Raw genomic sequence first — 20,161 nt, forward strand, 5'->3', positions numbered from 1 at the left:
CAGGTCAAGCCGTTTTGTGCATTTGAGTTACACATACTTGTCGGCTGCTGATGTGAACGATAACTGACGCTGCGTCAAAATGACACGACGGGTATGGATCAATTGCTCGAGCGTGTGCAAGTTCTGGTCGCGATCACGGCCGGGAGAGATATGCGCACAGTCCGCGGTGCCCTCCACGCATCATCGCTTCATGATTCCACTCGAACAGCGGCTTCGCGACCTTCGCGGCCAGACCAAGCGCTCCGGACACCGCTACCTGTTGCCGAAATTCGGCTGTGCAACCAGATCCAGCGGGGCGCACCGCCCAGCTACTCCACCCGGTCATTGCGCCGGTGAGACGCACTTTCAGAAAGTGGTCAACTGAGTCTTCCACCTCGCGTCGCCCGAAGACCAGCAGCGTCAGAGGGACAGCGCTGCGGATGGACATGGAGCCTGAATGCTCGTCGATCGTCCCGACTCGGCGTATCTGAGGCCACCACTGCGAATACTGTTCGGCATCCGCGAGAACCTCGTAGACGCGGTCAGCAGAGGCAGGAAGCGTCCAGACGCTGTGGAAGTCGAAGTCGGTCACGGCGTCCGAGCTAGCCGGTACGCACGGTGAGATCGCCGAACAACGAATACGCGACGACACGAATAACCGGTGCACCTGGGCCGGGATCCTGTCGACCCCCGTCGAATTCCCGATCTCCGAAAAGGTCGAAGCCACCCAACTCGACTGAAACACCCTCCGGAACCCGCAGCCTCGTGTCCCCGAAGATCGACACGATGGTGATCGTCGAGGAGGACGCTGTGATGGTTGCCGATCGCAGATCGAACTTGACGTCCCCGAACAACAGCAGAGCGAGTGTCTTTTTCGCCAAAGACCAACGGCCGGAGCGCTTCGTGTCACCGAAGACACCGACGATCGTTGCTTGCGGCGGCGACACCACAGCAGGTGGTGCCGCACTGAACGGCACGATCTGCTCGAGCTGCCCTCGATCTGCGGTGGGCGACCACACCACTGCCGCCTTGTCCGAGTACTCCTCGAGGGTCAAACGCCCCTCACCCACCGCGACTTCCAGACGCGCTTGGGCATCGACACGCAATTGATCGACGTCGTGGCCTTCTTCAGCAGCAGTCACCCAAGCACCGTAACCCGAACCTCGGGTGCTTACACGCCGGGCTTGCTCAGTATTCGAATGTCTCCACGCGTCGCAGGATCTCCTCCGCGATCTTGGCGGGACTCCCGCCCACGTCGACGACGATGGCCTGTTCGTCCGGGTCGACGGCCTCGAGTGTCGAGATCTGGGAGTCGAGGAGCGAGGCGGGCATGTAGTGATCGAGGCGAGCGGTCAATCGCTGGCCGATCTGATCCCGCGAACCGGCGAGGTGCACGAACACGACGTGCTCACCGCGAAGCACGTCGCGGTAGCTGCGCTTGAGTGCCGAACACGTGACGATGCCCGGCTGACCGGCGTCGGTATGGCTCTTGATCCAGACGGCGATCTTGTCGAGCCAGGGCCAGCGGTCTTGGTCGTTCAACGGATGCCCGGTCGCCATCTTGTCGATGTTCGCCTGCGGGTGGAGATCGTCGCCTTCTTGAAGGTCCCAACCCATCGCTCCGGCGAGCATGCCGCCGACCGTCGACTTTCCCGAACCCGAGACACCCATCAGGACGAGCACGGGATACTGCTTCTGCTGTGCCGCTTCGCTGTTCATGTGCTCGCCTACCTAGATGAATGCGCTCAACACGAGCACTCCGGCCAGGCCCGATACCGAGATGATGCATTCCATCACGGTCCAGGTCTTGAGGTTCTGTACCACGCTGACGCCCAGATACTCCTTCACCAACCAGAATCCGGCGTCGTTGACGTGCGAGAGGAAGAGCGAGCCCGCACCGATCGCCAAGACCATCAGCGAGACATGTGCGGACGAGAGGTCTGCCGCAACCGGAGCGAGGATGCCCGACGCCGTCACTGTTGCCACCGTTGCCGAACCTGTTGCGACGCGGATCAATACCGCTACCAGCCAGGCCAGGAACAGCACGGGGAGGCTGCTGCCCTTGATCGCGTCGGCGATCACTCCGGCGATACCGGTGTCGATCAGGACCTGCTTGAAACCGCCACCGGCGCCGACGATCAACAAGATGCCTGCGATGGGAGGTAGGGAACTCTCGAGTGACTTCGAGATGGCCTTGCGGTCCATTCCGCCGCCGCGACCCAGCAGCACCATACCGACCAGAACCGCGAGACCCAAAGCCACAACGGGTGTTCCGAGGAAGTCGAGGACGGACTTGGGTAGTGCCTCGGAATCGGGTGCGATCACGTCTGCAAATGCTTTGCCCAGCATGAGAACAACCGGGAGGAGGATCGCTGCGAGAGTAGCCGCGAACGAGGGACGCTGCTTCTTCTCTTCCTCGCCTCGATCTTCGCCTGTGACAAAAAGATCCGGGACCTTCACGTCGACCCACCGCGCGGCGTACTTACTGAAGACCGGTCCGGCGAGAACAACAGTGGGGATCGCGACGAGGACACCGAGCGCGAGGGTGAGGCCGAGGTTTGCGTTCAAAGCCGAGACTGCAACCAGCGGCCCTGGGTGCGGGGGAACCAACCCGTGCATGGCCGAGAGGCCGGCGAGGGTGGGGATCGCGATGCGCATCAGGGACAAGCCGGAACGCCGCGCGACGAGGATGATGACCGGCATCAACAGGACGAGACCGATTTCGAAGAACATCGGCAGACCGATCACTGCGCCGACCAGAGCCATGGTCCACGGAAGCGCCTTGGTGCTGGAGCGGCCGACCAGCGTGTCGACCACTCGGTCGGCACCGCCGGAATCGGCGAGGAGTTTGCCGAACATCGCGCCGAAACCGATCAGGATTCCGACGCTTCCCATGGTCGACCCGAAGCCTGTCGCGAATGCCGCGACCGACTCGGCCGATCCGAGGCCGGCCGCCAGACCGACACCAACCGCACCGATGGACAGTGCGAGGAAGGGGTGCAGGTCGAGCCAGGTGATCAGCGCGATGATAACCGCGACGCCGGCGACTGCAGCGATGATCAATCGTGCGTCACTACCAGCGGGGACGACCTCGGCCGCCAGCAATGCTGTGGTGTTCATAGGGACTCCCAGTCCGATGAGTGATTGAGGTCACTGTTCCTTAATTAACCTACAATTTCAAGAGCAGACACTAATTTGTAGTATTTATTCGGCTTCCACCGGGCTTACTCCATACGCATGGGACGATCTACGTATGCCTTCTGTCCCGTTTCAGCAGTTACACGACTCGATGCTGGAACAGCTCGGCCAAGACATAGTCGGTGGTGTGCTCGCTCCGGGAACCACGATCTCCGCCGACGAGGTGGCAACGCGATACGACGTGTCGCGAACCGTCATCCGCGAAGTTGTCCGCGTTCTCGAATCCCTCGGACTCGCCTCGGTTCGTCGACGCGTCGGAATCACCATCCTGGGCTCCGAACACTGGAACTCGCTCGACCCCAATGTCATCCGCTGGCAACTGGCCGGTCCTGATCGGTTCGAGCAGCTGTCTATCCTCAGCGAACTCCGTTCCGGCATCGAACCTCTGGCTGCGCGACTCGCCGCAACTCGCGCCACACCTGAGCAGTGCGGCGCTCTCACTGCAGCCGTCATCGGCATGTCAGCTACCTCTCGCGCTGCCGATACCGGCGCCTATCTCGGCCATGACTCCGACTTCCACCGCACCCTGCTCGCCGCCTCCGGTAACCCGATGCTGCGGGCGATGTCGCAGATCGTCGTCGAGATACTCGAAGGCCGCACCCGCCACTCGTTGATGCCCCACGAGGCCGACCCCGAAGCGATTCACCTGCACGGAGTGGTCGCATCTGCTATTCAGGCCGGGGACGCCGACGCCGCGGAAGCCGCCATGCGCTCGATCGTCGCGGAATCCGCAGAAGCGGTCGAAACAATGCGCGAAAGCCCCGAACCGCCGCCTCATCTGTAAGTCGAGCCACAGACTCGGCGGAATTGGCCCGCAACTGCTCCGCAAGTGGAACGCTTGGCGCCATGACAGCACTCGCTACCCAGAACAGCGCACTCTGATGGCCCGCCCGGTACGCGTCGTCGTCCTCGGTGCCGGATCGTGGGGAACCACGGTGGCCGGCCTCGCTGCCCGCAACACCCCGACCCTGTTGTGGGCACGCAATTCCGAAGCAGCCGACGAGATCAATTCGCAACGGACCAACTCCAAATACCTTGGTGAGCGCAAACTTCCCAAGGGGCTCAAGGCAACCTCGGATCTGGTCGAAGCCGCCCGAGAAGCGGACGTACTCGTGTGCGGGGTGCCATCGCACGCCGTTCGCTCCACCCTCGCCGAGATCGCCAACGAGGTTCGGGCGTGGGTCCCGGTGTTGTCACTGTCCAAGGGCCTCGAGCCCGGCACCCGGCAGCGTCCCACCGAAGTGATCGCCGAGTGCCTGCCCGGCCATCCCGTCGGATTGCTCGCGGGCCCCAACATCGCCAAAGAGATCGTCGACGGCATGGCCGCGGCATCGGTCGTGGCGACCCAGGACGATCGCGTCGCCGCCGCGCTGCAACCCCTGTTCGCGTCGTCGGTCTTCCGCGTCTATCGCAACACCGACGTGCTCGGCTGCGAACTCGGCGGCATCCTCAAGAACATCGTTGCCATCGCCTCGGGCATGGCTGACGGTCTGGGGGTCGGTGACAACACTCGTGCGATGGTGCTCGCACGCGGTCTCGCCGAGATGACCCGACTCGGTGAGGCGATGGGCGCCAACCCGCGCACCTTTGCCGGCTTGACGGGCGTCGGCGATCTGATTGCCACCTGCATGGCTCCGACTTCTCGCAATCGTCGCGTCGGCGAAGCTCTGGCGCAGGGATTGACCGTCGAGGAGGCGGTAGCCAAGCTCGGCCAGGTTGCCGAGGGCGTCAAGACTGCCCCCACCGTCATGGATCTGGCCCGTGAATACGGTGTCGACATGCCGATTGCCGCGGAGGTCGAGGCCGTCATCGGCGGTCGCCAAAGTGCCAGCGACGCATATCGCGGACTTCAGAAGGTTGCCCCGGGCGGCGAGCACGAAGTGGCGTGAGGAAGATCTACAGGTATCTAGCGATTTGGCTAGATACCTGTAGATCGCCCGAGATCACGGAATTGGAGCGTCGACGAAGATGTCGATCGCCAACGGTGACTCACCGCCGTACTGCGAGAAATCCGAGATCCCCGCCTCGCGCAAGATCTCGACGTCGAGCACTGTACGACCGGTATCCGTGCCGGCGGGACGCCCGAGAATCTCGACAGCCGCATCGGCCATGATCTCGGGTGAACGCGAGTGCTCGATACTGTCGTCTCCCCCGAGCAGGTTTCCGACAGCGGCCGTGGCGATCATGGTCTCCGGCCACAGGCAATTACTCGAAATCGGTGCACCTGAATACTCTGCGGCGATGCCCAAGGCCGCCAATGTCATTCCGTATTTGGCCAACATGTAGCCCGGATGAGCACCCAACCAGTGCGGCGAAAAGTTGAGCGGCGGCGACAGCGTCAATACGTGCGCATTGGCCGAAACCCGAAGGTACGGAAGGCACGCGCGGGTGAGCGCGAAGGTGCCACGGACGTTGACCTGCTGCATCAGATCGAATCGCTTCATCGCGAGATCTTCGGTTTTCGAGATGTCGAGGACGCTCGCGTTGTTGACCACGATGTCGATGCCACCGAAGTGCTCTACCGCTGCAGCCACGGCCCGCGCGATGTCGTCGTCGTTCCTCACGTCGCCGACGACCGGAACGGCATGACCCTCGAGCTCGTTCAACTCGTCCACAGCCGTGTGGATAGTTCCAGGCAGCCTGGGATCCGGCGTATCGGTCTTGGCGAGCAACACGATGTTTCCGCCGCGGCGCGCTATCGCACGGGCGATGGCAAGTCCGATGCCACGGCTTCCCCCGGACATGATCGCGGTTCGTCCGCGGAAGTTCTTGTCGTCCAAAACGAATCCTTGTCATCGTCGACGGTCTTCGTCGTTGCGGGTGTGGCCGCGTGAAGTCCCCACACGACCACTCGTCGACTTCCACGATATGAGCGCCTTCATGCGATGACTACGTCCGCAGAGCATCAACAATCGTTGGTCCGTTGTCCTGACGGGACAACGGATCAATCCGGTCAGCCACCCACCGGGCGCAGAATCCACCATCCGCCGAGCACGAGCACCGCGACGTTCACGAGCAGGAACAACCCGACCCAGACGATCGCGGGTATCGGTGAGAGCCTGGCCAATTGGTCGGCGTCCGAGTCCGGTGCCCCGCCTCGTCGCATTCGCTGCCGTTGAAGTTCCACGACCGGGCGTGGTCCGGCAAAGAGGAGGAAGAGCGTCAGGAAGTACGCTGCGGCCACTTGCTGCTCCTGGGTCCCCCACCAGACGAGCCCGAACAACACGGCTCCCACCACGGCAAGTGAGAAGACTCCGTAGAGGTTTCGGATCAGGACCATCATCACCGCGATGACGAATACGCCGATCCACAGCACCGAGACCGCACGCTGCGCGCCCAACAACCCGGCCGCGCCGAGTCCGAGAATCGACGGTCCGACGTACCCCGCGAACGTCATCAGAATGACGCCGAAGCCGGTCGGTTTGCCCGACGAGATCGCAACACCCGACGTATCCGAATGCAGGCGAAGACCTTTCAACCGTCGACCGACCAGGACGGCGACGATCAGGTGAGCACCCTCGTGTGCGATGGTGACGACGTTGCGGGCGATCCGCCACAGGTGTGGTTCGAGAACGATGATCACGGCGATCAACGCGGCCAGTTGAACCACCCACACCGGCGGATTGGGACTGAGCGCCGCCACCCGATCCCACGCGGTTTCGAGCGCGTTCACTCCGCTTGTCCGCGCAGGTATCGGCCGAAGTGCGGGACCGTGAATCCGATGGATCCACGTTCTGCCGAATAGATCAGCCCCTTCTTGATCAGTCCATCCCGTGCCGGCGACAGGGAAGCCGGTTTGCGCCCCAACTCGACGGCGATCTTCGCGGTTGCGACGGGCCCGTCGTCACCGGCGAGATCGGCCATGGCGCGCATGTACTCACGCTCCGCGGGCGTTGCTCGCTCGTACCGCGATCCGAAGAAACCGACAGCGAGTTCTTCCTCAGCCGTCGGCGCGCCGACGCGCACGTCTTCTGCCGTGATCGGACTCGACGCCGCCACATCCCACGTGGCTTTTCCGTAGGCCTGAACGAAGTACGGGTACCCGTCAGCCGCTTCGTACAGAGCGTCGAGCGCGGATTCGGTGAACTCGACGTCCTCACGCTCGGCAGGTGCAATCAGCGCCTGATCTGCAGCTTCACGCTCGAGGCGATCGATCCGGTGGTAGCTGAACAGGCGCTCCGAGTAGCTTTTCGACGCCGACAGCACAGCAGGCAGATGCGGAAGCCCTGCACCGACGACGATCAGCGGTGCCGCGTCCTGACTCAACTCGTGGCAGGCCCCGCAGATCGCCGAGACATCCGCGGCACCGAGGTCCTGCATCTCGTCGATGAAGATGGCGATCCCGACGCCGACATCCCTGGCCAGCGACGACGCGTCGAGCAGCAACTCGACGAGGTCGATCTCGATGTCGCCGCTGTCTGCCCGACCTTTGATCGCGGGTGCGTCGATGCCTGGCTGCCAGCGCTCGCGCATTCCCTTGTCCGCAGTGGCGCGTAGGGCAAACGATTTGAGGACTCCGAGGAACTGCTCGACCCGCTCCGGATCGCGATGGGAGACCGCGATCTCTCGGACTGCCATGTGGAGCGCTGACGAGAGTGGGCGTCGTAAATCCTGATCGGGGCGCGCCTCGATCTTGCCTGTCCCCCAGCTCCGGGAGATCGCGGCCGAACGCAACTGATTGAGCAGGACGGTCTTGCCGACGCCACGCAATCCGGTGAGGACAACACTTCGTTCCGGGCGGCCACGCGCAATTCGCTCGAGAACGACGTCGAAGGCGTCGATCTGCTTGTCGCGCCCGGCGAGTTCCGGCGGGCGTTGACCGGCACCGGGGGCATACGGATTGCGCACGGGGTCCATGCCCATCGACGGTACAAGCCGAGTAGACGAATATCCCGCTCTCTAGCGCGTGTCCTAGAGAGAACTAGGAACCGCAATATCGGCTCGAACCTTGTCGAACCGGGCTCCGGCGTCGTCGTCTAACCGTCCAGGGTTGACGCTCGGGCGAAGTCCCCGGCCACGTGGGCTCCAATTGCTCCGGACAGAATGATCGCCGGATGCGTCGCGGCCAGATAGAGCCCCGACACGCCTTCGGCGAAGCCCAGCAGCGGGCGGCCACCACGCGGGATGGGACGGTCAGCGACTACCGCCTCGATCAGTTCCACTTGGTCACCGTCCTCGAGCTGACTGCGGATCGCGCGCAGCGTCGGCCCCGCAAGCTCACGAGCATCTCCGGAGAACCCGACCGGAACATCTTCAGCCGCAATCAGTGTCGTGTCGTCCAATTGCCGGATCTCGAAATCCGGAGAGGAGAGTATTCCGTTCACCAATGGGTAGGGCGTCGAGAATCTGATGAGGCAACACGGGGAGGCGTCGACCTCGACGTCCACTCCCGCCGACGCCGCGAGTCCAGGAATCGCGGTACCCGCAGCGAGCACGGTGGCCGTTCCGTAGACGGGACCGTCGGCAGTCATTACTCCGCACACTCTCATGCCCTCCGCGAGCACCCCGAGCGCACTGACATCGGAATACACTGTGGCACCGTACTCTTCGGCACCTCGCAGGAGCGATCGAGCGAACGCAACCGGGTCAACGCCACCGTCATCAGGCGCGTACGCTGCGACCGAGGGGGCCGTCCGCAATCCCGGCTCACGAGCAAGGATTTCCTCTTTACCGATGAGGTCGACGGGATGGCCGAGTGCTCGATGAGCATCTACGAACGCTCGAGTCTCCGCTTCCGTCTCTTCCCAGGTGATCGCGCCTCTGCGGCGCAAACCGATTGGCTCGACGAGTTCGCGCTCCAGGCGGTCGATTTCGACTGCAGCGCCTTGCCGGAACGGATCTGAGTAAGTTTCTGCGGCACTCTTCGAGAGGCCGACCCAGGCAAAGGAGTTGCCGGTCACCCCTCCCGCCACCGAGCCGTGCTCCAGCACGGTGACTCGGAGACCAACGCGCGCCAGGTGATACGCGATCGACGCGCCGACGACGCCGGCACCAATCACCAGGATCGGACTGTCGTTTCGACCATTCGGATGCGCCACCAGTGGACCATATCTGCGAGCCGCAACCTGGATCCACTCAATTTGGATGCGAGGACTTCGGCGGTAAACGGAGGACTAAGCCTCGGCGCACATCGGGACCGATACGGTGTGCTCATGCTCTGGCGTTGGTTCGCAGTCGTGATCGTCATCCTCGCTGTTGCCGGCATTTGGCACGTGACCATCCCCGACCGTCCTGTTGCCGCAATAGTCGACGCCGAGACGCTGGGGTGCGCGACCCCGTATCCGATCGGCCCGCTCCAGACGACACCAACTGCGACAGTTCCAGACGATTTCGTACCCGTCGCCGCCGTCACGTGCGACCCGTTTGTCAGCGACAACGTGGCAGCCGACCGAACCGTCAGCTTCTCTGCTCACCGTTGGGAGGGCGATTTCAGTCGGGCGGTGGAAATGCTGAACCGCTCGTCCGCGCACAAGACTTGGTTCCCCGAAGGCTGCACAACTACAGCCTGGCTGTCCTGGAGCAATTCTGGTTGGTCGACGATCGAGGCCGAGCAACTCGGCCGGGGTATCCCTCCGATTCGTGTGGACTACCGAAACCCGGTGGCCTGGCCGCCATCAAGGAACTGACACCGGTCGGCAGTACCGAACACCGAATAGCGTTGTCCGACGATCAGATCTACGAACTGTCGCATTGCAGGCCGACCTACCGACCAGCCACGACAGGTACAACGGCGCTGACATCGCTGTCGGCGGGCAGCGTTTTCTGCCGATTCTCCTCCACCGAATTCGTAGGCACATCGTCTACGACGGAAACCTTCGACGGACTTCCACCCGCTCCCGACTGTGACGCGGTGGCCACCGAGGTGGCGTCGACGATCTACGTGGACCGTCCCACGAACGAGGAACGATTACTCACCGTCGAGATCGACGGCTGTCGGCGCGTCATCGCCGACGGATACGCACCGATGCAAGCGTCGGACGAGCTGTTGGTGTCTTTCCGGTAGTGCTGCGCCACAATGCAGTTGATCTCCCGCCCGGATGCGTAGGTCCCGATGTGACCAGTGACAGCCCGCAATCCTGTCAGGCGCCCGGGAACTGAAGGTGCGCTTGGGTCTTTCCCAGAACCGTCTGGCCCTTGTGCGTGACTGTGACATCGATCCGCGTTGTCCGCATCGTGGCGTCGATTCGCGCGATCTTCGCAGTGATGGAGAGATCAGCACCATCGACGGCATCGACTACGACGGGCCGAGTAAAGCGAGTTTCATACGAGATCACACCGCTCGGGTCACCAACCCAGTCGACGATAGCCTGCAAAGCAATTCCGGCAGTGAGCATTCCGTGCGCCAGAACTCCCGGTAGCCCAGCCGCAGTAGCGATTGCGTCGTTGAAATGGATCGGGTTCATGTCGCCGGAGGCACCGGCGTAGCGAACTAGGTCATCACGAGTGAGGACCAGATCAACCTTCGCGACGATGTCACCGAGGACGAGGTTTTCGAAAACCGGCACGACGGGTACGGTCATGCGCCTTCTCCTCGCGCCAGCAGCGTCGAGGTGACCGTTGCTACCAAAGCGTCGGTCACGTCGTGGATCTCGGAAACTGTCGACAGGATCGCACTGCCTGCACGCACTGTCACCCCTGTAATCGTCAGTGTCGTAGACAGGTCATCGCCGGCGACTATCGGACGCTGATGCTCGATCTTCTCGGAAGTATGGACCACACGAGTCGGATCGAGCCCGGTATCCGGCGTGCGCAGCAGTGCCATGATCGCTCGTTGCTGGACAACGGTTGTGAATGTTGTCGGTGCGATGACATCGACGAACCCGGCCTCCCTGGCGACACCGACATCATGGTGCAAGGGATTGCTCGAACGCACCGCCAGAGCGAACTCGCGAATCTTCTCGCGCCCGACAAGGTACGAAGACGAGGGAAACACCCGGCCGGCGAGCGCTGGGTTCACAGGAGACATCCCGGAATACTAACGGCGGCCGACTTCGGGTTGATTCGTGGCCTGAGGTCTCGTCGGCCCGAGAATGCGATCGAGGAGACGCTCAACCAACTGGACCGCCAATTCTGCTGTGGCGTAGCCGGGAAGCATCCCCTGGGCGAGCCCGGCGACAGCCGCCAGAATGAGCTCGGCGTCGAGGTCGGGATCCATTGACGGCGCAACCGCGTCCCGATTGGTCACTCGTTGAAGCTGGCCGGAAATGAGCGCTGTCAACTCTCTTGGGGCAGTGAGGGTTTCCTCGGCGGCGATTCCTTGTCCGGTCAGTGCGGCAGCGTGGAAGGCGCCGAGAACAATCGCTTCCTCCCGACGTTGTCGATCGAGTGGGAGCATGCCAACAAGGAACGCTGAAATAACCTCGCGGGGTGTCGCTTCCGCGCCAAGAACAGACAACTCCTGCATCAAGCGAGCACCCGCATCCTGACGCACAGCTTGATGCGTCGCGAGAAGGAATTCCCGCTTCGTGCCGAAGTAGTACTGCACGAGTCGCACCGAAATCCCGGCCTCGGCAGCAACGGACTGAAATGTCACCGCCGCGAGCCCACCGTCGACAATTACTCGCCGCACCGCGTCGGTGATCTCCCGTTGCCTCACTTCATGGTCGACCAGTCGCGGCATTAGGCTGTCCTTCCCCTTTCGATATAGATGACTTTGACCCGTTAATGATACGCACGTACCGCATTAGTGATACGGTCATACCATCAAAATTGAATGCAGCGAGAGGGAGGCTCATGCCGAAGATCGGACGATTCAAGAACGAAGCATCAAAGCAGGCGTACGAGAGCATCTACCGAGAACTGGAGAGCACCTGGCCGGTTCCGTCGACACAACTCGACGTGCCGACATCGTTCGGAACCACCCATGTCCGTAGGTCGGGGACCGGCACGGAGACGCCGATCGTCCTGGTGCACTCTCTCGGGGCCAATTGTCTGCAATGGCACATCGTCATCGAGGACCTGTGCCGAGACCGAGTCGTGTACGCACTGGACACGATCGGCACACCAGGCCTCAGTGTCCAGACTTCTCCACTGACCGGGGAGTCCGACTTCGCCACCTGGATCAGCGAGGTATTGAACGAACTCGAGGTCGATCGCGTCCACCTGGTCGGCTACTCGCAGGGCGCGTGGCATGCCGTTCTCGTAGCACTTCATTCTCCTGAACGACTGGCGAGTGTGACGCTCATCGAACCGGGTGGAGTCTTCGACAAGCCCTCGTGGCGTGTGCTGCTGAAGATGGTCCGCGCCGGTATGCGCCGCACCGACAAGAATATTCGCAAGCTCAACGATTGGCTGTCCCCCGGGTACGTTCTCGGCGACCTCGAGTTCGCCCTCGCCAAGGAAGCGCTGAACTACCGGCCCGGTATCGGGTGGGCACGAATGCTCAAGGATGCAGAAGTGCAGTCGATTTCGGTTCCCATGCTCGTAATCTCCGGTGCTGAGACGGTGGTCTCCAACCCCGAGCAGGTGGCCGCGAGGTTAGCTGATCTTGTACCTGAAGCCGAAGTGGAGATCTATGCCGGAACCGGCCACGGAATCCTGGGACACATACCCGATCGGGTGATTCCCCGACTCATGAAGTTCGTCCGCAATCATGACGACGCGAAGCGGACGTGATCTCGCGGACCAGCCGCCGACAAGGTGGTGATGAAGCCGGTCAATCAGCTGGCCAAGGCGGTACAACTGACAGAGGAGAACATTCCTCTCCGACCACCGCGGTCAGGTAATGGTGGCCGTTGCCGCCGCCGTTTTGGTCGTGGCGGGAGGTCTGTGGTGGACGAAGACCATCTCCTCGCGCAGATACTCGGTGGCAGTGCTTCCGACCACGAGTCCGATTGACGATCACAGATGCGGACGTACCTGGGCTCGCGGTGACGGCCCGAGGTCGAACCCCCAGCGCTGCCCGAGCATTGGCGACCGACGCCGCCGAAGCTCCCTGTTCGATGTTCGAAGAAGCCAACGCAATGACTTCCGGAGGGTTCACGTTCACCGTCGTTCCACCGGGGAACTGACGGATCTATGGTCAGTAGCGCGGCCGCACCAGGTTTATGCCTGTTCGCGCTCGGCTGCGAGGGCGACCGCCTGTTCGAAAGTATGGACGAGCACTGCACGTCGAGCGACCTTGTGATCCTCGTCCGGTTCGAGTTCGTCAATGTAGCCATCCCACACGCGCAGATATCGATCGCGCCAGTCGATCAGCACTTGCGTGGATGGAAACGTCACACCGACTCGTTTCGTCTGGGCAATATCGGTGAGGATCTCGAGCCACGCCGGCACCATCTCCCCGCCCCATTCATCCGGCTCCAGACTCGAATCGTCTTCGAACTCGGCAGTGATGTCGTCCACGATTCGACCGGTCAGGGCCCCCAACCCATCCGCGACGGTGTCACTGTCAAAGTTTCCCGGACCCCAGACTCCCACAAGCCCTCCCATATCGATTGCGGATAAATTCAGGTCGACAGTCGCGTTCCCGTCGCAGCAGGCCGTGAGCGTGCTCGCAGTTTCAGGTCGGCAATTGCAAATTGGAGAATCTGCCGCCCGCTCAGTCAGAGCTTGCGGTCATTGGCGCCCGCCCAAATCGGACTGTCGACTGTCTTCCGAAACTTCGGCGACCCACCGATTGCTGAAATTTTGAGCATCAACCAGTTCCAGATTCTCACAGCCACCTCCGCGTCGTATCTCACCGTCAACACTAACCGACCGGCGGGACTCTTTTGGCTACCGGTACACCACTATGCGTCGACCAGTTAGATCAAGTGTGAACTCGAACTGGCGCAACAGATCGCCGGGAACTGCAGGAGCGCTTGGGTCTTTCCCAGAACCGTCTGGCCCTTTGTGCGTGACGGCGATTGGTTCTGGGTGCATCGATCCGGTCGGAAGCACTGCGATGTTTGTCGGCACACGGAATTGCGCTCGGTGGAGATCGAGGATCCGTATCCACGGGTGTCGCAGGCAATTCCTGAAGATTCGCAGGGGAAATAGCTGCGCATCGCCACCCCCAACAGCGATTCCGTCGATTGTGTAACAACCACACGAAGAACAGCCATCGATGTCCGAAAGGAAGACTGATCCGGCGAGACCGCGAGGTAGTGTCACATCTGCCCAGCAAAACTCGCCACGATCTCGAGAAGACGGTCGGCCTCGCCAACTGCCACTTCTGACGTTACGACGTTGCTGGGCAGGTGTTTACGGAAAAGGGTTTCGCACGCGGGGTACCGATCGCTGATGGGACTGATCACCCCTTCTCCGAAAGATGTTGGTAACGAATCGAACCCCGAGCATAGAGGTGCAACGATTGGGCGAGTTGATTCAACGCCCCGGTGTGCGATCTATCTGTTTGCGCCAATCATTTTCGGCAAAGGCTTAATTCGCCGAACGGGGCCGGGTACTGCAATAGCTGGTCGAGTATTCGATCACGCGTCTTACGCTAAGGAAGGACCGAGAACATGACTGAAGTAATTTCGTGGATTGTCCAGAATCCGATTGGTGCCGTCGTCGCGCTTGTTGCCGACATCATAATATTGACGATGTCGTCTGTCGCGGGATACTCGTAACCGAATCCGCCCGTCCTTCACGGTATTCCTAAGTCGGGGAACTACATTCGAAACACAGAGGGCCGCAACCGCAGCGTACTGTCGGCGCTCGTCACTGACCTTTCGTGGCCTCATATGCCCAACTGCGCTGGGTCCGTACTGACGTCCCTCGTGTCGAGTGTCGCACCACCAGTTTCAATCAGTCACGCCATCACTATTCAGGAGGAATCACAATGGGTTCGATCAACGCATTCAACGAATGGGTCAACCAAGCTACGTATGCGGGCGACCCGTTTGCCACCGCCATAGCGATCGTCCAGTTCTTCGCGGTGAGTCTCGTCAACCTGTTCACCGGCGGCCCCATTCTTTAAAGGAGTCCACTCGGTCTCACTTCTGCTCGGCGTCCATCGCAGCCTGTTCTTCGGCTGTACTGCTCCTCGCGAAAGGTGGCCGGGACATCGCTGACGAGCATGATGCGCAGTTCGGCCTCGCGGATGGTCAGTGAACGCAGTTTTGGACGGTCGATCAGGACGAGTCGACATCGGAGCGAATGAACACCGAAGTGCCCAAGCATGTTCGACGCTTGGGCACTGTCGGGCTTGTTACCCGGCAGTCGGGGTGGGCTCGGGGTTTTCCTGGATGTATCGCAGATTGCGAACCCGTACGCTATCGCAATGGACTTGATGGTCTGGATCGTCACGACGCCATTTCTTGCAGCAGCACTGGCGGGCGTGATGCGACGAACGCTGGGGACGAGAGTCGGATGGCCGCGAACCCTTGCGGTCGCGGTGATAGCACTCTCGGTGGGGGTTCCACTGTCGGGATACGTCGCAACACTTGCAGGAATTGCCAGCCAGGACGATCAACTTCTGGTGAGCGTAGGAACAGCGCTCATATTCTTCGGAGTTGTCGCGCTCTGGGTGTTCGCAGCATGCCTGGCCGCATTGGTTTTCCTCGAAGTTGTCCTTCCAACAGGGTCCATCCCCGGACCGCCAGAAGCATTGCAGCGCAGCCGCAAATCGTGGCGACGAACCAAGCGATACGTCCAGATCATGGGCATCGTCGTGCGAGCGGGAGGCGGGCCCGCTCTCCGTGCTGGGCCATCAGCGCCTCAGTTCGGGGACGCGCTGGTGGAAGTAATCAACCGGTGCGGTGTCACTTTCGTCAAGCTGGGACAGATCCTCGGCACGCGAGACGACCTCATACCACCCCAGTTGGCTCGCACTCTCTCGTCTCTGCAAAGTTCGGCACGACCGGCTGATCCAGTCCGCATTGCGGAGCTACTGGCATCGGAACTCGGCGACGCACCAGAGTCGGTGTTCGCATGGTTCGATGTGGAGCCGTTCGCCGCCGCCTCTGTCGCACAGGTACATTCCGCGCGCACCGTTGAAGGCGTCGACGTTGTGGTGAAGGTTCAACGGCCCGAGGCGAGCGCACAAGTGAGCGTGGATTGCGATATCTTCCTTCGCGTGTCATCCCGCGCGGAGACCCGTTTTCCCTGGGCACGCGATATCGGCGTTCACCGACTCGCCGGGGGCCTCGTCACGTCACTGCTCGAGGAACTCGACTACCGCACCGAAGCAGCGAATACCGGCGCGATTGCTTCCACCATGTCGAACCGCCCGGATATCGTCGTTCCGCACATCTACCCCAACCTCAGTAGCGGACGGGTGCTCGTGATGGAACGTCTTCACGGCACACCGCTCTCCGACGGTGAGTCGGCGCTCACCGGCCTCGACCGCGACACCCGCAGCAGCATCGCCAACGAACTTCTTGCGTCGTTGCTCGACGGGATCTTTGTCCACGGCGTGTTTCACGCGGACCTGCACCCCGGCAACATCATGATCCTCGATGACGGCCGGGTCGGGCTCCTCGACTTCGGCGCAGTAGGGGTTCTGGACGGCGAGACACGGATCTTGTTCGCCGTGCTCCTCAACGCTGCCCTCGCAGGTGATCCGGTGGCGACAGTCGACGCGATGCTGATGGCATTCGACGTGCCGCCCGAAGTTGATCGCGGAGCACTACGTCACCAGGTGGGCCGAGAGATCACCCTGCTCAGTGTCCAACCCAATGTTTCCATGGCATCGTTCGCGCGAATGTTCACCGTGCTTCGCGAACACCGAATCGGAGTGCCGGGAGACGTCGCCGCCGCTTTCCGTTCGCTCGCGTCCTTGGAGCGCGCCCTGCGGCTCCTGGATCCGCAGATCGACCTCGTCGCTGCTGTTCGGGCCGAAGTACCCCGACTGTTGACCCATGTCGCCAGCCCGACTGCAGCCGCGCAGGCAATCCTGTCGACGACGGCGGTCACAACCGCGGTGGTCCGGCGCCTGCCTGGTCAGCTCGATCAGATCGCGACCTCGATCGCGTCGGGAAGCTTCACACTTCGCACTCGCTCGGTTGCACACCCCGACGACAGGCGATGGCTACGACGGTCGGCGAACAACGCCCTGGGTATGGCGGCGGGAGTGACCGCGCTGATCGTCGCGGCGATCCTGCTGTTCGTACCTGGCGGACCACAACTCACACCTCAGCTGTCGGGCTATGCACTCGCGAGTGCGGTACTGGGCTTCGTCGGCGTCGTTCTGTGCATGCGGACCGTGTTCCGTTTGTTCACACTCGACAACAGGTAACCGAGAACTGATTTTCATCGCTTGATCTCGATGTCGTCGAAGTCGAGCGCCAGGAGGGTCGGCCGCGAGAGAACGCGACTGCCTGGGCCCCGCGGGAGAACGCGCCGTCGAGTGGGAAAGGTGAGACCGTCGAACTGACGGTGATGGTCACAGTAGAGAGCAGCTTTCGCCCAGCTGCCTACCGGTTCGGCGACGAAGTCGTGACGGCGGATGAGGCCACCGTTGTCGACATAGAAGGTCTGCTGCCGGCAATGGGTGTCGATTTCTGGCGCAAATGTTGCTTGTAGTCGTCGCCATTGCTGCCCGGATTCCTGCCAAGGTTCGGCTTCGGTGACAGTGATGTCGTCGCGGGCGAGCAGCAGCGGTGCGTTCAGATAGTTCCAAAAGGCGTAGCCGGCAAAGTAAGCGGTGTCGAGCGCGTCCCAGTGGAGGTTGCGCCGGACTCCACTCAACCCGAAAAACTCTGGACGTGGGTCGGTTCGCCTCCCGAGTTCTTCGCCGTCACGAGTTTCGAACCGCACGACGCCCTTGTCGAACACAGCGCACTCGCCGACACGCGGAAAGTCTTGGAGGACAGTGCGTTGCTCGGCGACTTCAACCTCGACCGTGAACTTCGCCAGCTTGTTGCCGGGGAAGCGCTGAGGCAGCAGACCGCCCAAACGTCCCCGTGCCGTGATCGCTGAAACAGACTGCCAACGTTCGACTCCGCCATGTGCGGTGAGGACTTCATCGAGTAGTTCGGTCATATGTCGACGCTCTCCGTCCCCTGACGGAACTGTGGAAATCAGCGATCAGACGGACGCGTAGTTGTAGTTGCGTTCCTCCCGCGGTACCACTGCCACCCCGCGGTGATGATGACAGCGCCGGCAAGGGACCCGAGGATGCCGCTCGGGCGCAATGATAATCCGTCGCCTGCAATCAAACTCACGAGCAATCCGCCGACCAGCGAACCACCGATTCCCGCGATGAACGCGAAGGTCCAGTCCACTCGTGCGGTCGTTTTCCCCAGAATCAGCTGGGCTCCCGCTCCGATGACGATCCCGAACAGGAGTATTCCGATGATGAGCATGAGCTGAGACCCTTTCGTGGAGTGACGACGCAAGGCGCGAACGACTTACTCTGCGCCATCTTTCCGGTATGTCTCTTATGTCGTGGTGAAATCCGTGTGAAAGGTTGTCGCCACCCACTCCACACTGCTAGGACGACGCCAGTGTCGTCGCCCAGCGGTAGTCCGCCTTACCGGCCGGGGTCCTCTTGACTTCATCGACCAGCACGATCGTGCGCGGCACCTTGTAACCGGCCAACGTCTTACGGCAATGTTCCTGAACCGCTTCGAGAGTCAGCTCGTCGGACTCGGGATAGGTCGCGATCACCGCGGCAACCTGCTGCCCCATGCGCGCGTCGGGTGCGGGGACGACAAGCGCGTCGGAGATCGCCGGATGCGCGTGAAGGGCAGCCTCGACCTCTTCGGCGAAAACCTTCTCGCCGCCGGTGTTAATGCACTGTGAGCCGCGGCCCAGGAAGACAATCGTGCCGTCCGCTTCGACCTTGCCCATGTCGCCGAGCACCGAAAGACGGGTGCCGTCAGCGCGGGTCGGGAACGTGCGGGCGGTCTTCTCTTCGTCCTTGTAGTACCCGAGCGGGACGTTTCCGATACGCGCGATGTAGCCCACGTCGTCGGAGCCGGCGGGGATCTCTTCGAGCCGCTCGTCGACCAGGATCATGTTCGGCGAGGGCGGCATTCGCAGATTTCCCGCCTCGTCGATGGAGAAGGCGCCGTCATTACCGGACTCCGAGGCTCCGAAGTTGTCCCGCAACAGCAGGTCCGGCTTCACCGCCAGCATGCGGTCTCGAACGCTGGTGGACCAGATCGCACCACCTGACGTGATCGAGAAGAGACTGCTGAAATCGACCTCGTCTTTGCGTCGTTCCATCTCGTCGACCAACGGCAGTCCCATGCCGTCACCGACGATCAGGATCACCTGTACCGAATCCTTCTCGATCGCTTCGACGACCTTCTCCGCAACGAATTCTCGTCGTAGAACCACGCGGGCACCGAGGGTGAGGAAGGTGAACAGCGAATACAACGCTGCGCCGTGCATGAGGGGGGCGGCAATGAGGAACGAGAGTTCCGGAAATTCCTTTGCAGCGCTGGCTATCTCGGCGAGGTCCTGTCGAGCTTCCTCGCCGTACGGATTTCCGCCGGAGAGCGGCTTACGGAAGAAGTCGTCGTGACGCCACATGACACCCTTCGGGTATCCGGTCGTCCCGCCGGTGTAGAGCAGGTACACGTCGTCGCCCGAACGAGAATCGAACTCCCCTACCGGTGACATCTCGCGAGCGTCGTCGAAGGAAACCACCGACACTTCATGCGCTTTCGCGGCAGCGACCAGTTCGGCCTCGACCTCGCCGATCACGATCACCGTCTTCACCTTCGGGCATGCACCGAAAAGGGAAGCAAGGACACGCTGATGCTCGGGGAGTTCCACGACCACTGCGACCGAGTCGGAGTTGGTGAAGATGTACTCGAGCTCGGCGGGCGTGTACCGGTAGTTCACGTTGATCGGGACCGCACGGATCTTGATCAACCCGAGGATCGACGTGACATGTTCGACGCTGTTCTTCAGGAACAGGGCTACATGATCGCCGCGCGAGATGCCGGCTTGCGCGAGCAGGTTGGCCGTTCGGTTGGCTTCCGCGTCCAGCTCAGCGTAGGAGAAGTTCTCTCCCTCGTAAGTCAAGGCGACGCGATCAGGCACCGAGCTGGCGACGGTTTCGAATACATCAGCGAGGTTGAACTGCATCGTCTTCCCTTTCAGAGTC

At 61.7% G+C, this 20,161-nt stretch carries 23 protein-coding genes; 8 read left to right on the top strand and 15 right to left on the bottom strand.

Annotated elements, in window-relative coordinates:
• Positions 1-133 precede the first annotated feature (133 nt).
• The 4 genes from QRN54_RS13775 to QRN54_RS13790 are packed head-to-tail and all read right to left on the bottom strand — an operon-like array spanning position 134 to position 3,099.
• Positions 134-571, bottom strand: coding sequence for an SRPBCC family protein (locus QRN54_RS13775; RefSeq protein ID WP_083056544.1), 438 nt, complete (start codon positions 569-571; stop codon positions 134-136).
• Between the two features lie 10 nt (positions 572-581).
• Entirely contained in the window at positions 582-1,121 is a 540-nt protein-coding gene (locus tag QRN54_RS13780; protein ID WP_030536533.1) for a LiaF domain-containing protein, read from the bottom strand.
• A gap of 46 nt (positions 1,122-1,167) precedes the next feature.
• Complete coding sequence (locus QRN54_RS13785) at positions 1,168-1,698, bottom strand: gluconokinase (RefSeq protein ID WP_007729978.1); 531 nt, start codon at positions 1,696-1,698, stop codon at positions 1,168-1,170.
• Positions 1,699-1,710: 12 nt separating this feature from the next.
• A complete protein-coding gene (locus QRN54_RS13790) occupies positions 1,711-3,099 on the bottom strand; it encodes a GntP family permease (protein ID WP_003939838.1) in 1,389 nt (462 codons plus the stop codon).
• Positions 3,100-3,232: 133 nt separating this feature from the next.
• Here QRN54_RS13790 and QRN54_RS13795 point away from each other — a divergent pair, with 133 nt between their 5' ends.
• On the top strand, positions 3,233-3,961 hold the full coding sequence (locus tag QRN54_RS13795) for a FadR/GntR family transcriptional regulator (protein WP_030536531.1): 729 nt from the start codon (positions 3,233-3,235) through the stop codon (positions 3,959-3,961).
• A gap of 97 nt (positions 3,962-4,058) precedes the next feature.
• Positions 4,059-5,066 carry an NAD(P)H-dependent glycerol-3-phosphate dehydrogenase gene (locus QRN54_RS13800; protein ID WP_003940093.1) on the top strand — a complete coding sequence of 336 codons (1,008 nt, stop codon included), beginning with the start codon at positions 4,059-4,061 and terminating at the stop codon, positions 5,064-5,066.
• Between the two features lie 54 nt (positions 5,067-5,120).
• Here the strand turns inward: QRN54_RS13800 and QRN54_RS13805 are convergent, their stop codons facing one another.
• The 4 genes from QRN54_RS13805 to QRN54_RS13820 all read right to left on the bottom strand — a co-directional run bounded on the left by QRN54_RS13805 (position 5,121) and on the right by QRN54_RS13820 (position 9,215).
• Positions 5,121-5,957 (bottom strand): SDR family oxidoreductase, encoded by an 837-nt coding sequence (locus QRN54_RS13805; RefSeq protein ID WP_285182180.1) that lies wholly within the window; start codon positions 5,955-5,957, stop codon positions 5,121-5,123.
• Positions 5,958-6,130: 173 nt separating this feature from the next.
• A complete protein-coding gene (locus QRN54_RS13810) occupies positions 6,131-6,850 on the bottom strand; it encodes a M50 family metallopeptidase (RefSeq protein ID WP_007729974.1) in 720 nt (239 codons plus the stop codon).
• Positions 6,847-8,034 (bottom strand): ATP-binding protein, encoded by a 1,188-nt coding sequence (locus tag QRN54_RS13815; protein WP_007729973.1) that lies wholly within the window; start codon positions 8,032-8,034, stop codon positions 6,847-6,849. The genes QRN54_RS13810 and QRN54_RS13815 overlap by 4 nt, the downstream gene beginning before the upstream one ends.
• A gap of 119 nt (positions 8,035-8,153) precedes the next feature.
• On the bottom strand, positions 8,154-9,215 hold the full coding sequence (locus QRN54_RS13820) for an NAD(P)/FAD-dependent oxidoreductase (protein ID WP_285182183.1): 1,062 nt from the start codon (positions 9,213-9,215) through the stop codon (positions 8,154-8,156).
• Between the two features lie 114 nt (positions 9,216-9,329).
• Between QRN54_RS13820 and QRN54_RS13825 the strand changes: the two genes are divergently transcribed.
• Positions 9,330-9,803: a hypothetical protein gene (locus tag QRN54_RS13825; RefSeq protein WP_225320153.1), complete on the top strand. Its 474-nt coding sequence runs from the start codon at positions 9,330-9,332 to the stop codon at positions 9,801-9,803.
• A gap of 32 nt (positions 9,804-9,835) precedes the next feature.
• The gene (locus QRN54_RS13830; RefSeq protein ID WP_225320154.1) at positions 9,836-10,180 is read left to right on the top strand and encodes a hypothetical protein; all 345 of its coding nucleotides are present in this window, start codon (positions 9,836-9,838) and stop codon (positions 10,178-10,180) included.
• Positions 10,181-10,256: 76 nt separating this feature from the next.
• On the opposite strand, the gene QRN54_RS13835 is transcribed toward QRN54_RS13830, so the two are convergent.
• From QRN54_RS13835 to QRN54_RS13845, 3 genes are read right to left on the bottom strand one after another with little or no spacing between them, the layout of a single operon-like run.
• On the bottom strand, positions 10,257-10,697 hold the full coding sequence (locus QRN54_RS13835) for a MaoC/PaaZ C-terminal domain-containing protein (RefSeq protein ID WP_058037951.1): 441 nt from the start codon (positions 10,695-10,697) through the stop codon (positions 10,257-10,259).
• Complete coding sequence (locus QRN54_RS13840; protein ID WP_019745537.1) at positions 10,694-11,143, bottom strand: FAS1-like dehydratase domain-containing protein; 450 nt, start codon at positions 11,141-11,143, stop codon at positions 10,694-10,696. Before QRN54_RS13840 ends, QRN54_RS13835 begins: the two co-directional genes overlap by 4 nt.
• 9 nt (positions 11,144-11,152) lie before the next feature.
• A complete protein-coding gene (locus QRN54_RS13845) occupies positions 11,153-11,797 on the bottom strand; it encodes a TetR/AcrR family transcriptional regulator (protein ID WP_003939902.1) in 645 nt (214 codons plus the stop codon).
• 113 nt (positions 11,798-11,910) lie between these two features.
• Between QRN54_RS13845 and QRN54_RS13850 the strand changes: the two genes are divergently transcribed.
• Positions 11,911-12,792, top strand: coding sequence for an alpha/beta fold hydrolase (locus QRN54_RS13850; RefSeq protein ID WP_003940195.1), 882 nt, complete (start codon positions 11,911-11,913; stop codon positions 12,790-12,792).
• A 218-nt stretch (positions 12,793-13,010) separates the two neighbouring features.
• A complete protein-coding gene (locus QRN54_RS13855; RefSeq protein WP_209448001.1) occupies positions 13,011-13,187 on the top strand; it encodes a hypothetical protein in 177 nt (58 codons plus the stop codon).
• 34 nt (positions 13,188-13,221) lie between these two features.
• Here the strand turns inward: QRN54_RS13855 and QRN54_RS13860 are convergent, their stop codons facing one another.
• The gene (locus QRN54_RS13860; RefSeq protein WP_223304584.1) at positions 13,222-13,521 is read right to left on the bottom strand and encodes a DUF4259 domain-containing protein; all 300 of its coding nucleotides are present in this window, start codon (positions 13,519-13,521) and stop codon (positions 13,222-13,224) included.
• A 1,420-nt stretch (positions 13,522-14,941) separates the two neighbouring features.
• Here QRN54_RS13860 and QRN54_RS13865 point away from each other — a divergent pair.
• The gene (locus QRN54_RS13865; RefSeq protein ID WP_021345701.1) at positions 14,942-15,079 is read left to right on the top strand and encodes a hypothetical protein; all 138 of its coding nucleotides are present in this window, start codon (positions 14,942-14,944) and stop codon (positions 15,077-15,079) included.
• A 303-nt stretch (positions 15,080-15,382) separates the two neighbouring features.
• On the top strand, positions 15,383-17,338 hold the full coding sequence (locus QRN54_RS13870) for an ABC1 kinase family protein (protein WP_285182187.1): 1,956 nt from the start codon (positions 15,383-15,385) through the stop codon (positions 17,336-17,338).
• 14 nt (positions 17,339-17,352) lie between these two features.
• On the opposite strand, the gene QRN54_RS13875 is transcribed toward QRN54_RS13870, so the two are convergent.
• The 3 genes from QRN54_RS13875 to QRN54_RS13885 all read right to left on the bottom strand — a co-directional run bounded on the left by QRN54_RS13875 (position 17,353) and on the right by QRN54_RS13885 (position 20,142).
• Entirely contained in the window at positions 17,353-18,084 is a 732-nt protein-coding gene (locus tag QRN54_RS13875) for a hypothetical protein (RefSeq protein WP_285182188.1), read from the bottom strand.
• A 38-nt stretch (positions 18,085-18,122) separates the two neighbouring features.
• Positions 18,123-18,407, bottom strand: a complete 285-nt coding sequence (locus tag QRN54_RS13880; RefSeq protein WP_003939785.1) for a hypothetical protein — start codon at positions 18,405-18,407, stop codon at positions 18,123-18,125.
• 127 nt (positions 18,408-18,534) lie between these two features.
• Positions 18,535-20,142: an AMP-binding protein gene (locus QRN54_RS13885; protein WP_007729954.1), complete on the bottom strand. Its 1,608-nt coding sequence runs from the start codon at positions 20,140-20,142 to the stop codon at positions 18,535-18,537.
• Positions 20,143-20,161 lie beyond the last annotated feature (19 nt).

Origin of the sequence: Rhodococcus sp. MEB032 (assembly GCF_030208925.1) — a bacterium.
Taxonomy (GTDB): Bacteria; Actinomycetota; Actinomycetes; order Mycobacteriales; family Mycobacteriaceae; genus Rhodococcus_F; species Rhodococcus_F qingshengii.